Source organism: Nonomuraea sp. NPDC003709 (assembly GCF_040610775.1).
GTDB classification, from domain to species: Bacteria; Actinomycetota; Actinomycetes; order Streptosporangiales; family Streptosporangiaceae; genus Nonomuraea; species Nonomuraea angiospora_A.
Map to the genome: position 1 here is coordinate 28607 of NZ_JBEXMW010000016.1, position 13721 is coordinate 42327.

Sequence of the window (13721 nt, forward strand, 5' to 3'; positions counted from 1 at the left end):
GTGACTTCAGGAGCGCTTGGGCGCGTCGAAACAGAACTACCCGGTTTGCCGGAAGCTTTGCGCAGGGTCGGCGAGGTGATTCTCGGCGATCCTGCCGAGGCAGCGCGTTCGACCATCATCGCGCTCGCCGAGCGGGCCGGCAGCTCGCCGGCGACCGTGACGAGGTTCTGCCGGGCGTTCGGCTTCTCGGGGTACGCCGAGCTGCGCGTCGCGCTCGCCACCGAGACCGGCCGGGCCGCGCAGGCGGGGTGGGGAGCGGGCGTCGGCCACGAGATCGGCCCCGACGACCCGCTCGACTCGGCCATCGAGGTGATGGCCGCCGCCGACGCCAGGCTCATCCAGGACACCGCCGCGCAGCTCGACCTCGACGTCGTCGCCAAGGTGGCCGACGCGATCGTGGCCGCGCCGCGCGTGCTCCTGGTCGGCGTCTCCACCAGCGGTAACGTCGCCGCCATGTTCGAGGGCCGGCTGCGCCGCATCGGCGTGCCCGGCTGGAGCGCCGGCGACGCGCACGTGGCCCTGTCGGAGGCGGCCCTGCTCAAGGAGGGCGACGTGGCCATCGGCATCAGCCACCGGGGCCGCACCCGCGAGGTCATGGAGGCGCTGGCCGAGGCCGGCAGCCACGGCGCGCTGACGGTCGCGGTCACCTCCTTCGCCCGCTCGCCGCTGGCCGAGCTGGCAGACCTGGTGCTGACCACGGCCAGCAGGGAGACCACGTTCCGGCTCGGCGGGCTGGCCGCCGTCCATTCGCAGCTGTTCGTGCTGGACGCCGTGTACGTGGCGGTGGCCCAGCGCACCTACGAACGCACCAACGAGGCGTTCGAGCGCACGATCAGCGCCGTGGAGAGCCATCGGGTGGAGAGAGGCTGAATGACGTACGCAACCGAGGTCCTCGATCTGGCACGCCAGGTCACGGAGAGCCAGGCCGAACCGGTACGGGAGGCGGCCGCGCTGATCGTGGCCTCGATCCGGGCGGGCGGCGTGGTCAACGCGTTCGGCTCGGGGCACTCCGAGGCCATCGCCATGGAGATCGCCGGACGGGCCGGCGGCCTCGTCCCCAGCAACCGCCTCTCGCCCAGGGACCTCGTCCTGTACGGGGGCCACGCGCCCGGCGTGCTGACCTCCGAGCTGGAGCGCGACCCGGCCATCGCGCACGAGATCTACGACCTGGCGCCGGTGGCGCCGCAGGACGTGTTCGTGCTGATCTCCAGCTCCGGCGTGAACGGCACGGTCGTCGAGCTGGCCACGCTCGTCAAGGAGCGCGGGCACCCGCTGATCGCGCTCACCTCGGTCAAGCACAGCACTCAGATGACCTCGCGCCACCCGTCGGGCCGCAAGCTGCTCGACCTGGCCGACGTCGTGCTGGACAACGGGGCGCCGTACGGCGACGCCATCCTCGAGCTGCCCGGCGGCGGCACGTACGGAGCCGTGTCCACGGTCACCTCCGCGCTGCTCGCGCAGATGGTGGTCACCCGGGCGGTGGACGAGCTCGTGGCCATGGGCGAGACGCCCCCGATCTACATGTCGGTCAACGTGACCGGCGGCGACGAGCACAACAAGGCGCTGGAGAGCCGCTACGCAGGCCGTATCCGACGCGGATCATAGACAAGTCAGGAGCAGTCATATGCCCAACACCCCCCATATCAGCCGACGTGAGCTCCTTCGCGGCGCCGCACTCGTACCCGTGGCGGGGGCGCTGGCCGCCTGCGCCACGCCGGCCGCCAAGCCCACCGCGTCGTCCTCGGCGGCGCCGGTCGCGACCAGCGCGGCCAACCCGTTCGGCATGGCGGACAACAAGCCGCTGGAGGTGTGGATCTTCGACGGCGGCTTCGGCCAGGACTACGCCAAGAACATCCACCAGCCGCTCTTCAAGAGCAAGCACCCGAACGTCGAGATCAAGCACAACGCGACCAAGGAGATCACCAAGGTCCTCCAGCCGCGCTTCGCCGGCGGCAACCCGCCGGACGTGATCGACAACTCCGGCGCAAACGCCATGGACTTCGGCGCGCTCGCCCAGGACGGCCAGCTCCAGGACCTCACCCCGCTGCTCGACGCGCCCAGCTGGGACGACCCGAACACCAAGGTCCGCGACACCATCGACCAGGCCGTCATCGACCTCGGCACGTACGACGGCACCTTCAGCGTGCTCGGCTACGTGAACTACATCTTCGGCATCTGGTACTCGCAGAAAGCCTTCCGCGACAACGGCTGGGAGGCCCCGAAGACCTGGGACGAGTTCCTCAAGCTCTGCGAGACCATCAAGAAGTCCGGCAAGATGGCGCCCTTCACCTACGCCGGGAAGTTCCCGCAGTACCTGTACGAGCCGCTGCTCACCATGGCCGCCAAGATCGGCGGCGCCGAGGTGCTCGTCAACATCGACAACCTCGAGGACGGCGCCTGGAAGAGCGACGCCATGAAGACCTCGGCCACCGCCTGGGCGGAGATCGGCGCCAAGTACCTCATGGAGGGCACCGCCGGCCTCGACCACGTGCAGACCCAGACGGCCCAGAACAAGTACAAGGTCGCCATGCTGCCCTCCGGCTCCTGGCTGGAGAACGAGCAGAAGACGACCACCCCGGCCGACTTCGAGTACGGGATGTTCCCGATCCCCGACTTCGGCAGCTCGGACAAGCTGCCGTACGGCAGCCTGCACAGCCAGCCGAGCGAGAACTTCATCGTGCCCTCCAAGTCCCCCAACCCGCAGGGCGGCATGGAGTACCTGCGGGCCATGCTGTCGAAGAAGGCGGCGGGCGACTTCAGTGAGATGGTCAAGACGGTCTCCGTGGTCAAGGGCGCGGGCGAGGGCCGGCAGCTGTCGCCGGGCGCCGAGAGCGCGACCAAGGCGTTCGCCGCCGCGGGCACGAACGTCGTCTACTACCGCTGGCAGACCTGGTACGCCCAGCTCAAGGACGAGGCCATCGCCGCCACCGGCGAGCTGATGACCGGCGGGCTCAAGCCGGACGCCTACCTTGAGCGCCTGCAGAAGAAGGCCGACGAGATCAAGAACGACTCCTCGATCAAGAAGTACAAGCGCTGATGATGTTCAACAGGTATCGCCGCGGGCTGTTCATCACCTCGTTCCTGGCAGCCCCGGTGATCCTCTACCTGGTCTACGTGATCTCGCCGTACATCCAGGCGTTCTACATCGCGATGACCGACTGGCGCGGCGTGACGGCCACGCCCAGGTTCATCGGCCTGGACAACTTCAAGCGGCTCTTCGGCGACGGCACGTTCTGGAAGGCCGTCACGCACAACGGCGCGCTGCTCGTGCTGCTGCCGCTGATCACGATCGTCATCGCCCTGTTCTTCGCCTTCCTCCTCAACGTGGGCGGCGCGCAGGGCACGTCGGGGATCCGCGGGTCGAAGTTCTACCGCGTGGTGTTCTTCTTCCCGCAGGTCCTGGCCGTCACGGTGGTGGCGGTGCTGTTCCAGCAGGTGTTCAGGCCGGACGGCAGCGGCATGCTGAACGGCCCGCTGATGGCGCTCGGGGTCAAGCCGATCGGCTTCCTGTCCGATCCCGACGTGGCGTTCTGGTCGGTGCTGGGCGTCATGGTGTGGCAGGCGGTCGGCTTCTACGTGGTGCTCTTCTCCGCCGGCCTGGCCTCCATCCCCAGGGACATGTTCGAGGCCGCGCAGATCGACGGGGCCGGCCGGGTGAGCCTGTTCTTCCGCATCACGCTGCCGCTGCTCTGGGACACCGTACAGGTGGCCTGGGTCTATCTGGGGATCCTGGCGCTGGACGTGTTCGCGATCGTCTGGGTGATGACCGACCAGCACGGCGGCCCCGACTGGTCGACCACGGTCATGGCCGCCGAGATCTATCGCAACGCGTTCCAGTACTTCCGCTTCGGCTACGCCTCGGCGCTGGGCGTGATCATGTTCCTCTTCACCGTCGGCTTCGCGATCCTCTCGCTGCGCCTCTCGCGGCGCGAACGAATCGAGTACTGATGACAACGACGATCTCGTGGACGGCGGCGAACTCCCGCAGGCTCGCCCGCCAGGAGCGCAGGCGCCGGCTCGGCCCGCTGGGCGTGCTGACGCATGTCGCGCTGCTGGTCTGGGCGCTGCTGGTGATCGTGCCGATCCTGTGGACGTTCCTGGCCTCGGTCAAGAGCGAGGACGAGATCTTCGGTGACGCCTGGTCGCTGCCGGCCACGCTGCACTGGGACAACTTCGCCAGGGCCTGGGAGCAGGCGCACATCGGGCAGTACATGCTCAACAGCGTCATCGTCGTGGCGTTCAGCACGTTCGGGACGATGCTCATCGGGTCGATGGCGGCGTACGTGCTGGCGCGTTATCCCTTTCGCGGCAACCGGGCGATCTACCTGCTCTTCGTCTCGGGCCTGGCCTTTCCCGTCTACCTGGCCCTGACCCCGCTCTTCTTCGTCGTCCAGAACATGGGCAATGTGCCGCTCATCGGCCCCTTCATCGGCCTGAACACGCACGCGGGCCTGGTCCTGGTCTACATCGCGTACTCGATGCCGTTCACGGTCTTCTTCCTGTCGGCGTTCTTCCGCACGCTGCCCACGGCGGTGGGGGAGGCGGCGATGGTGGACGGCGCGTCGCACACCCGCGTCTTCTTCCAGATCATGCTGCCGATGGCCAAGCCGGGCATCATCAGCATCACGATCTTCAACATCCTGGGCCAGTGGAACCAGTACCAGCTGCCCCTGGTGCTGCTGCAGGAGCGCGACAAGTGGGTCCTCCCCATGGGCATCGCCGACATCTCCACCGCCGCCGGATACGACCAGGACTGGTCGGCCCTCTTCGCCGCCCTGACCCTGGCGATCCTGCCGATGCTGGCGGTCTACACGGTCTTCCAACGTCAGATCCAGAGCGGCCTGACCTCTGGAGCCCTCAAGTAGCGGGGGCTTAGGCTGCGGGGTGTGACTGGCGAAATCCGCGCGCTGCTGGCCCGCCATCTCCCCGACTATCGGGTGCGCTCCATCGATCGGCTGGGCCAGGGCCTCGACAACACGGTGTACGAGGTCAACAACGAATTACTGGTACGGCGTAACAAGGCGACGACCCCCGAGGAGAACCGCCAGGAGGTCGCCCGCCTGGCGGCCGTCAGGGAGCTGTCCCCGCTACCGGTCCCCGAGGTGGTCTTCGCCGACGACGAGTCGGGGGCGATCGCGTACAGCAAGCTCCCGGGCGAGCCCCTCAACCGGCACCCCGCCGCCGACCCCCGGCTCCTGGCCCAGCCCCTGGCCGAGTTCCTCAGCGCCCTGCACGGTGCCTCTCCTGACAGGATGCGCGACCTCGCACCGCTGGACACCTACCCGGCGCTGACCCTCCTCCAGGACGCCGAGCTCGACTACCGCGACGTCGAGGCCCACGTCCCGGAAGAACAGCGCCACCTGGTGGAGCGCTTCCTCCGGGAACCGCCGCCGGACGAGACCGGCGAGCTCCGCTTCTGCCACAACGACCTGGGCACCGAGCACCTGCTGGCGGACGCGGCCACCAGCACGATCACCGGCGTCATCGACTGGACCGACGCCGCCCTCACCGACCCGGCCCACGACTTCGCCCTGATCTACCGCGACCTGGGGCCGGAGATCTTCGAGCTGACGGTGTCGCACTACGCCTTCTCCCTCGACGAGGCGGACCGCGCCCGGGTCCTCTTCTACGCGAGATGCGCACTCATCGAGGACCTGGCGTACGGCCTGAGCACGGGCCCCCACCACTACGCCGAAGCCGCCCTGACCCACCTGGCCTGGACCTTCGGCTAGGTCACGCAAGCGTTGCCCGATTCCGGGGTGGGCCTACCGGAGCCCCCCGGGCCAAAGGTCTTCGCCAGGAGCGCTTCGCGCTCGGGGCTCAGGCGTTCTCATTCGGGCGCCTGGCGGCGCAACCCCCGCGCCTGGCGGCGCCATCGCCCACCCGTTGCCCGATTACCGGCTTGGCCTGCTGGAGCCAGCCCCGAGCGGTCCTCGCTCCGCTCGTCCCGGGACGCGCCTGGCGGCGCGCACGGTCTTCGCCTGGGCGCCGGGTGAGCAGGAGCTCCCTGCGGAGATTCAAGAGCACCGGCTTGCCAAGGTGACAGCGGAGGGTAAAATTTCAGACACCAAGAGCTACGATTGCGGTGTGAGGAGCTGCCGGTCATGGTGCGCCAGATGCCTACACTGAACATCGTGTCGGCCCCTGTGCCCCTTCGCGGCTCTGCGGCGGCAGTCGCCTATCTGCTGGCGACCGCCCGGGCGACCGGCACGCGTGTGAGCCGCACCAAGCTCTCCCATCTCCTCTATCTGGCCGACCTCCGCGCAGTCGAGCGGGGATTGCCCGCCGGCTCCGGCCTCGAATGGCGTTGGAACCCCAGCGGTCCTCACAGCTTCCGTCTGGTCGAGGTCGAGCGTGACCTTCGTGAGGCGGGCGTGATCACCCTTGATGAGGGTGCGGATCCTTTCGCCGGTCGTCGCGAGTGGACCATTCACCTGGTCGATGTTCCTCGGACGGTGGTGAGCGTCGAGTTCGCCATGATCATGCAGGCCGTTCTGGCCGACTACGGGCGACTTTCACCAGGCCAGTTGTGTGACCTCACGTGCCAGACGCTTCCCATGAGGGAGGCGAGTAGACAGCGTCGGGCCGACGCGCGACTTGACCTTGCTGGAGGGCAACCTCTGCCCGACCTGGGCTCCGGACTGGCTTCGCTCCGCCGGTGGGCCGAGCGCAATCCGCTGCCCGAAGACGAGCCTGGTGGTATCGAGGATCTCGCGGAAGAGATCCGTCACCTCGCAGAGCATCGGGCGGAGGCGATCCGCCGCCTCTTGGAGGAGTAGGTGCCGGGGCCCTACATCGTCGGAGGCGTTTATCTCGTCACCGACAAGACGCTTCGTCTCATCCCTGAAGAAGAACGAGTGGTCCACGACGAGCGACGTCCCGTGGTGGTCGTCACCGGAGCTCAGTCCAACAGCGATCCTGAATGGCCGTTCATTCTCGCTTGTCCCATCTCTGGCTCTACTTCGCGCCGGACGCGGTTCGACGTGCAACTCGCCAAAGGCCAGGGTGGAGCCGTCAAGAAATGCTGGATCAGGATCCCGGCCGTGCAGCCCTTACCGAAGTACGCCCTCGAAGACCGCACCGGCGTGCTGGACGAAGACCTGTTGACCCAGGTTCAAGGCCGGCTCGCTCAGTATCTTGGCCTGCTCAACTGACACATCGGCACGTCGACGACGGCGCCTGGCGGCGCGCGCGCTTTTCGCCCGGGGCGCTTCGCGCTCAGAGAGCTCAGGCGTGGGTCGGTCTGCGTCGCTTGGGTGCGAAAACGGTTCGCGATGAGCCCTCATTTCACCGGCTGATCGCCAAGGCGGCGGAGACGAGGCGCGCGTGGTCCGTCGCCGGTCAGGCGGTGTCAGTCGTCCCAGCGTTGGGCGTTCTGGTCGTTCAGAGAGCCCGGGGGTTGGGGGATGACGCAGAAGGGCAGTCCGGCGGGGTCCTCCATGACGCACCAGTGATCGTTGACCAGCCGCAGCCGTCGGGCCCCGAGGGCCTCCAGGCGTGCGGTCTCCGCCTCCAGGTCGTCGGTGTGGATGTCGAGATGCACGCGCGCGGGGCCCGTCCCGAGTCGTTGCACGAGCAGGGCGAACACGTCACCAGGTAAGAAAGCGCCGTGGTACTCCGGGTATCGCTCGAACCGGGTCAGCGTCTGACCGGTCGCCTCCTGCCAGAACGTCATCTCCTTGTCGTGATCGTCCTCCGGGACGTCGATCACAACCTTGTAGAGCCTGCTGTAGTGCGTCATGTCCCCATCCTCCTGGACGGGGGTCATTCTCAGGGCCGGGTTCCTACCGAGAGGCCGGCGCATATGGCTGCGGGCTCGGTGAAGGGGCGATTTGTGCAGGGAGTTCGGACGTGCTCCCAGTCGGGTGGTACGGCCGGGCTCCTGGGCGTCAGTGGACGAGGAGGGCGAGCACTCCGGCGCCCAGCGGGCCGAGCCACTGGGCGATGCGGCTCAGGGCGTCGATCAGCGTGGCGCCGGCGTCGGCGAGCGCTCCGGCGCGCTCCAGCCCCGAGGTGAGCTCCTGGAGGTGCCGGCCGGCCTGCTCCCTGTCAGGGGTCTCTCCGCCCACCGCGTCCTCGACCGCCGACAGTTCGCGCTCCGCGCTCCGGCGTTCGGCCGCGGACAGCCTCAGCTCGTCCAGGGCGCTCCTGATGGCGTTCAGGTCGGCGTGGAGGCCCTGGCCGGCGAGCTGGTGTCCCGCGACGCCGTGGATGTCCCGCCCGGCGGTCTGGTGATGTCCGCCCACGTACTGTGTGCCGCTCCCGGCGTTCACCGGCCCGCTGACGTTCCCGAAACGGAAGGTCTCCCCCATTGCCGTCACCTCTCTCTAGGGCCGCGGCCCGTGCCGTCGCCGTCTGCGCTGCTCCGCGCGCTTGCGCGCGGCCTTGGACATGGACGAGCCGATCCCCGCGAGCACCCCACCGGCCACGAAAAGACCGAAACCCGCCGGTGCCTGGGGAATGCCGGGAAGCAACTCCTGTGTCATCGGGTTCGAGAAATCGTTGGAGGTCATGGCGCCGAAGATGAGGGACGACCAAATAGCGAACCCGGCGAGCGCGATCATCGTGCCGAGGACCAAGAGCACGCGCCCGAACCCTTTTCCCTGGAAGACTTCGTCGAACGGCTCATAATCGGCGTTGACTTGAACGTCATAATTGTCGCCATAAATGTCCCGGCCGGCGTTCTGGTGGTGCCCGCCCACGTACTGGATGCCGCTTCCCGCGTTCACCGGCCCGCGTACGTCCCCGAACTCGTAACCTGCTGACGGACCCGCCCCGGCAGGCTGGACGAACCGCAGCTCCGCGTACCCCATCCGCAACTGGTCCCCGTCACGGAGCACTTGACCACCGGCGATCTTGTGACCGTTGAGCCAGGTGCCGTTTCGCGACCCGAGATCGTTGATGACCACGTGGTCGCCGTTCCGGTCGAGCGACGCGTGCCGCCGGCTGACCCCGTCGACCTCCAGCAGGATCCCCGAACCCCGCATACTTCCGATCTCGGTGTGCCCGCCGGGAATGTCGAACCTGATCCCGGCCATTCCCCTGCTGACGACGAGCAGCTGGGGGTGAGAACCCATGCGCACCTCCCCATGGCGCCGGCCCCCGAATGACGAACAGCACAATCAAAGCAAATAATAAAGCTCGATTCGGCGGGTTTTTATAAGAGCCGCCGAATCCCCGCAATAGGACGGCTCCGAAATGCGGCGCATCGGTGAGGGTCCCTCGACCCGGGTGAGCCACTCTCCGGCGGGAAAACCGTTCGCGGCGGTGTGCGGGGGCGTGGTTTGCTGCCGGGCATGACGTCGGCATGGGTAGGTCAGCTCGTACGGTTGCGCGCTATCGAGCCCGAGGACTGGGAGGCGTTCCACTCCTTCGACGAATACTCCGACGCGGTCAGGAGCGGAGAGCACCTCCACCCGCCGCAGTCGGCGGCGCGGGCCAGGAAGTGGGCCGCCGAGCTGGCCGAGCGGACCCAGGGCCTGGACGAGGTGCGGCTGGTGATCGCCACCCGGGACGGGAACACCCCGGTCGGCATGATGAACACGCACAGCGTCGACCGGGTGCACGGCACCTTCGCGTACGGGATCGGCATCGGGACGCCCCACCACCGCAAGGGGTACGCCGGTGAGGCCGTCGTCCTGCTCCTGAGGTACATGTTCTTCGAGCGCCGCTTCCAGAAGGCCGAGGCCGGGGTCTACGGCTCCAACGAGGCGTCGCTGGCGCTGCACCGGCGGCTGGGGTTCGTCGAGGAGGGCCGCCGGCGCAGGTGCCACTACGCCAACGGCCGTTACGACGACGAGGTCCTGTTCGGCATGACGATCGAGGAGTTCACCGAACGCCACGCCTCTTAGGCGGTGTTCAGATACGCGTTTCGGACCCGCTGTCGTTTCCGTCCAAGACGGCCACCGCGGCCGTGATCTAGCGTGGACCCGGCAGCTCGCCCGAGCATGAGGAGACGGCACAGTGCGTAACTTGGTCTACACCGGTTTCATGTCGCTCGACGGCGTCGTGGACTCGCCTGGCGGCGGGCCGGGGGAAGAACACCGCAGCGGCGGGTGGGTGGTCAAGGACCTCGAGTTCGTCCCCGAAGCCTGGTCGCTAAAGGGTGAGGAGCTCACCGACACGACGGCGCTGATGTTCGGCCGTCGCAGTTACGAGGCGTTCGCGGCGGTCTGGCCCGGCTCGGGGGACCACGCCGACTACAAGGAACTGCCCAAGTATGTGGTGTCGACCACGCTATCCGACGACGCCATCGTCGACGGATGGGGACCGACCACGATCCTGCGCTCGACCGAGGACGTCGCGGCGCTCAAGGAGGGTGAGGGCGGTGCGATCTTCATCCACGGGAGCGCGGAGCTGGCCCGGCGGTTGTCGGACGCGGGGCTGATCGACCAGTACAACCTGCTTGTCTTTCCCGTGCTGCTCGGTGCCGGGAAGAGCCTGTTCGGCCGGGCCGACCGGGACAAGCACATGCTGACCCTGCGGGAATCGGAAAGCTACTCGAACGGGATCCTGAAGCTGGTCTACGACGTCAAGCGCTGATCCAGGTCGAGGGCGATCGCGCCGCCGGCGCCCTCGCGCAGCTGCCTAACGGTGCGTCCGACGTAGGAGCGCAATGCCCGGGCCAGATGCGGCTCGTCGAAGTAGTCAAGCTTGGCGACGACGTCGGCGGCCGGGTCGCCGGCAGCCAGCAGCTGCGCCGCCGTGCGGGCCCGCTCGATCTGCCGGACCGCGCCCCGCGTCAGTCCGGTCGCGGCGCGGAACCGACGTTCGACCGTGCGCCCCGAGACGACCGGGCGGTGACCCCGCACCACGTCGGTGACGAGCAGGTCACGGACCACGATCCCGGCCCGGACGAGACGTTCGACCAGAGCCTCGGCGTCGTCGGGGCCGGGCGTCTCCCAGCGCGTGCCGTCCAGCCGGAACGTCCGGCGCGTGGTGTCGGGCAGCCCGATGCCCCCGTCGACCAGCGCCGGCGTGGGCACGGCCCGCAATGAGGTGCCCACGGCGAACTCGATGCCGGTAAAGGTCGCGCCCTCCGGTACCGGCGCCGTGCCGGTCCGGGTCTCGGGACCGGTGATGCCCGCGTACGCCCGGCCAGCGTGTTCCCAGAACACCAGGCCCCAACGCACCCCTGCGACGGACGTCATTGCAGTGACCTGCTCGCTCGTGCATGTCCACACGATGTCGACCCACGCCGAGTCCGACTCGCGCGTCTTGAACCGCAGTCCCACGGGCGAAGGATACGTCGCTTCGCGTTCTCGGTGGCTTGCCCGGCTACGCGGCTTTGCGCTACGGCAAGCTGTGCGGGCTGCGCTGAACCGAGCTTCGACCTCGACCGCGCGATCTAACCAAGCGAACGCGATCGCAGGCCGATCCAGCCGTAGAGGTCCGCCTTGTCGTTTGGACGGATACCCACGGCGAGACGGCACCCGCACACCTTGCCTCGATGATGCCGTCACGCCGCCGCCCCATCACATGGAAAACTTCTCCCTTAGAGAGCGTGAAGGTCCGCACGGACCCGGCGGGTGGCCGTGACCACGTTCGCCAAGGACGCCTCCACCTGCTCGTACGTCCGGGTCTTCAGCCCGCAGTCCGGGTTGACCCAGACCCGCTCCACCGGCAGCGCCGCCAGCGTCCGGCGCAGCAGGTCCTCGACCTCCGAGGCCGCGGGCACCCGCGGCGAGTGGATGTCGTAGACGCCGGGCCCGAGCCCTCTCCCGAAGGTCCCGACCGTGGCCAGGATGCGCGCGCCCGAGCGGGCCGACTCGATGGTGGTCACGTCGGCGTCCAGGCCGTCGATGGCGGCCAGGATCTGGTCGGCGTCCGAGTAGCACAGGTGGGTGTGGATCTGCGTGCGGTCGCCGGCCCCCGACGTGGCCCGGCGGTACGCGGCCACCGCCCACTCCAGGTAGTCGGCCTGCGCGGCCCGCCGCAGCGGGAGCAGCTCGCGAAGGGCGGGTTCGTCCACCTGGATGACCGACACCCCGGCCGCCTCCAGGTCGCGGACCTCCTCCCGGACGGCGTCCGCCACCTGGAACACGACGTCGCGCAGCGGCAGGTCGTCGCGGACGAAGGACCAGGCCACGATGGTGACGGGGCCGGTGAGCATGCCCTTGACCGGCTTGTCCGTGAGCGACTGCGCGTACCTGGCCCACCGCACTGTGATCGGCGACGGGCGGCCGACGTCCCCGTGCAGGATCGGCGGCCGGGTGCAGCGGGAGCCGTACGACTGGACCCAGCCGTTCGTGGTGACGGCGAACCCGTCGAGGTGCTCGGCGAAGTACTGCACCATGTCGTTGCGCTCCGGCTCCCCGTGTACGAGGACGTCGAGCCCGAGGCGTTCCTGGACCCGGATGACGCGCTCGATCTCGGCCTCGACCTGCCGCTCGTAGTCGGCCTGCGAGAGCGTGCCCGAAGCGAGCGCGGCCCGGGCGGCGCGCAGCGAGCCGGTCTGCGGGAACGAGCCGATCGTGGTGATCGGCAGCGCGGGCAGCCGCAGGTGCTCGGCCTGCGCCGCCGCCCGCACCGCGTACGGGCTGCGCTCCTCCTGCACCACGGGCGCGGGCAGCGCCACGGAGGGCGCGGTGTGCGGCGCGTCCCGCAGCGGGGACCGCGCGAGCGCCACCACCTCCGCCACCTTCTGCTCGGCGAACGCCAGCCGCCCCTTCAGCGCGGGGTCCAGCTCCGGCTCGGCCTCCACGTCGTAGGGGACGTGCAGCAGCGAGCACGACGTGCTGACCACCACCTCCGAGGCGCGTACGGCGCCCAGGGCGGCCAGGGCGCGGCCGGGCGAGGTGCGCCACACGTCGCGCCCGGACACCACGCCCGCCACCACGGTCTTGCCGGTCAGGTCGAGCGCGGGCACGGCGCCGCGGACGAGGTCGATCCCGATGGCCTCCACCGGCGTCTCGGCCAGGACCGGGAGGGCCTCCCCGAGGTCGCCGAAGTAGGAGGCCACGAAGAGCCCGGGCCGGGTGGTGAGGGAGCCGAGCCGCGAGTAGGCGGCACGCACGGCGGCCAGCTCTTCGGCGGTCCGGTCGCCGACCAGCGCGGGCTCGTCGAGCTGGACCCACGAGACCCCCTCGGCGGCCAGGGCGGACAGCAGCTCCTCGTAGCAGGCCAGCACGTCGTCCAGCCGGTCCAGCGCCGAGCCCAGCAGCAGGAACGTCACCGGCCCCACCACCACGGGCCGCGTCTCGTACCCGAGCGCCCGCGCCTCGCGCACCTCGGAGAGCGGCTTGGCCGCGTCCAGCTTGAACACGGTGTCGGGGCCGATCTCCGGCACGATGTAGTGGTAGTTCGTGTCGAACCACTTCGTCATCCGCAGCGGCGCCAGCCCCTCGGTGCCCCTGGCCATCGCGAAGTAGGGGTCGTCGGCCTCGCGGTAGCGCGCGGGCACCGCACCCAGCAGCACCGCCGTGTCCAGCACCTGGTCGTACAGCGAGAACGTGTTGGACGGCAGCCCTTCCAGCCCCAGCTCGGCGAGCCTGCGCCAGGTCCGCTCCCTGATCTCGGCCCCCACCCGCTCGAGCTCCGCCCGGCTCGACCGCCCGTCCCAGTACGACTCCAGCGCCCGCTTCAGCTCCCGCCGCGGCCCGATCCTCGGATATCCGAGCACCGTGGTCCTGGGGAATGTGGACATGTCTCTGGCTCCCTTGATCTCGTTCGGCTGATCGCAGGCATCCTGCCGAGCACTCGGGAGCTCGTGCATCATGGAT

At 68.9% G+C, this 13721-nt stretch carries 15 protein-coding genes; 10 read left to right on the forward strand and 5 right to left on the reverse strand.

Features of this window, described 5'->3' with window-relative positions:
• The 8 genes from ABZX61_RS39200 (at position 1) to ABZX61_RS39235 (ending at position 7154) form a co-directional block, all read left to right on the forward strand.
• Entirely contained in the window at positions 1-870 is an 870-nt protein-coding gene (locus tag ABZX61_RS39200; protein WP_350724541.1) for a MurR/RpiR family transcriptional regulator, read from the forward strand.
• Positions 871-1605 carry an SIS domain-containing protein gene (locus tag ABZX61_RS39205; RefSeq protein WP_350724543.1) on the forward strand — a complete coding sequence of 245 codons (735 nt, stop codon included), beginning with the start codon at positions 871-873 and terminating at the stop codon, positions 1603-1605.
• A gap of 19 nt (positions 1606-1624) precedes the next feature.
• Complete coding sequence (gene ngcE, locus ABZX61_RS39210; protein ID WP_355201507.1) at positions 1625-3037, forward strand: N-acetylglucosamine/diacetylchitobiose ABC transporter substrate-binding protein; 1413 nt, start codon at positions 1625-1627, stop codon at positions 3035-3037.
• Complete coding sequence (locus tag ABZX61_RS39215) at positions 3037-3948, forward strand: sugar ABC transporter permease (RefSeq protein WP_350724547.1); 912 nt, start codon at positions 3037-3039, stop codon at positions 3946-3948. The genes ngcE and ABZX61_RS39215 overlap by 1 nt, the downstream gene beginning before the upstream one ends.
• Positions 3948-4865: a carbohydrate ABC transporter permease gene (locus ABZX61_RS39220; protein ID WP_350724548.1), complete on the forward strand. Its 918-nt coding sequence runs from the start codon at positions 3948-3950 to the stop codon at positions 4863-4865. The genes ABZX61_RS39215 and ABZX61_RS39220 overlap by 1 nt, the downstream gene beginning before the upstream one ends.
• 21 nt (positions 4866-4886) lie before the next feature.
• Complete coding sequence (locus tag ABZX61_RS39225; RefSeq protein ID WP_355201508.1) at positions 4887-5732, forward strand: aminoglycoside phosphotransferase family protein; 846 nt, start codon at positions 4887-4889, stop codon at positions 5730-5732.
• A 372-nt stretch (positions 5733-6104) separates the two neighbouring features.
• Complete coding sequence (locus ABZX61_RS39230) at positions 6105-6779, forward strand: hypothetical protein (protein ID WP_355201510.1); 675 nt, start codon at positions 6105-6107, stop codon at positions 6777-6779.
• Positions 6780-7154, forward strand: a complete 375-nt coding sequence (locus ABZX61_RS39235; RefSeq protein WP_355201512.1) for a type II toxin-antitoxin system PemK/MazF family toxin — start codon at positions 6780-6782, stop codon at positions 7152-7154.
• Positions 7155-7351: 197 nt separating this feature from the next.
• On the opposite strand, the gene ABZX61_RS39240 is transcribed toward ABZX61_RS39235, so the two are convergent.
• From ABZX61_RS39240 to ABZX61_RS39250, 3 genes are all read right to left on the reverse strand, one after another.
• Positions 7352-7741 carry a VOC family protein gene (locus ABZX61_RS39240; protein WP_355201514.1) on the reverse strand — a complete coding sequence of 130 codons (390 nt, stop codon included), beginning with the start codon at positions 7739-7741 and terminating at the stop codon, positions 7352-7354.
• Between the two features lie 148 nt (positions 7742-7889).
• Positions 7890-8312: a hypothetical protein gene (locus ABZX61_RS39245; protein WP_355201516.1), complete on the reverse strand. Its 423-nt coding sequence runs from the start codon at positions 8310-8312 to the stop codon at positions 7890-7892.
• 15 nt (positions 8313-8327) lie between these two features.
• On the reverse strand, positions 8328-9038 hold the full coding sequence (locus tag ABZX61_RS39250) for an FHA domain-containing protein (RefSeq protein WP_355201518.1): 711 nt from the start codon (positions 9036-9038) through the stop codon (positions 8328-8330).
• A 258-nt stretch (positions 9039-9296) separates the two neighbouring features.
• Here ABZX61_RS39250 and ABZX61_RS39255 point away from each other — a divergent pair, with 258 nt between their 5' ends.
• Positions 9297-9851, forward strand: coding sequence for a GNAT family protein (locus ABZX61_RS39255; protein ID WP_350724556.1), 555 nt, complete (start codon positions 9297-9299; stop codon positions 9849-9851).
• Positions 9852-9963: 112 nt separating this feature from the next.
• The gene (locus ABZX61_RS39260; protein WP_355201520.1) at positions 9964-10542 is read left to right on the forward strand and encodes a dihydrofolate reductase family protein; all 579 of its coding nucleotides are present in this window, start codon (positions 9964-9966) and stop codon (positions 10540-10542) included.
• On the opposite strand, the gene ABZX61_RS39265 is transcribed toward ABZX61_RS39260, so the two are convergent.
• Positions 10524-11234, reverse strand: a complete 711-nt coding sequence (locus tag ABZX61_RS39265; RefSeq protein ID WP_355201522.1) for a helix-turn-helix domain-containing protein — start codon at positions 11232-11234, stop codon at positions 10524-10526. The two genes, ABZX61_RS39260 and ABZX61_RS39265, sit on opposite strands and share 19 nt — an antisense overlap.
• Before the next feature lie 260 nt (positions 11235-11494).
• Positions 11495-13645 (reverse strand): 5-methyltetrahydropteroyltriglutamate--homocysteine S-methyltransferase, encoded by a 2151-nt coding sequence (gene metE, locus ABZX61_RS39270; RefSeq protein ID WP_355201524.1) that lies wholly within the window; start codon positions 13643-13645, stop codon positions 11495-11497.
• Positions 13646-13721 lie beyond the last annotated feature (76 nt).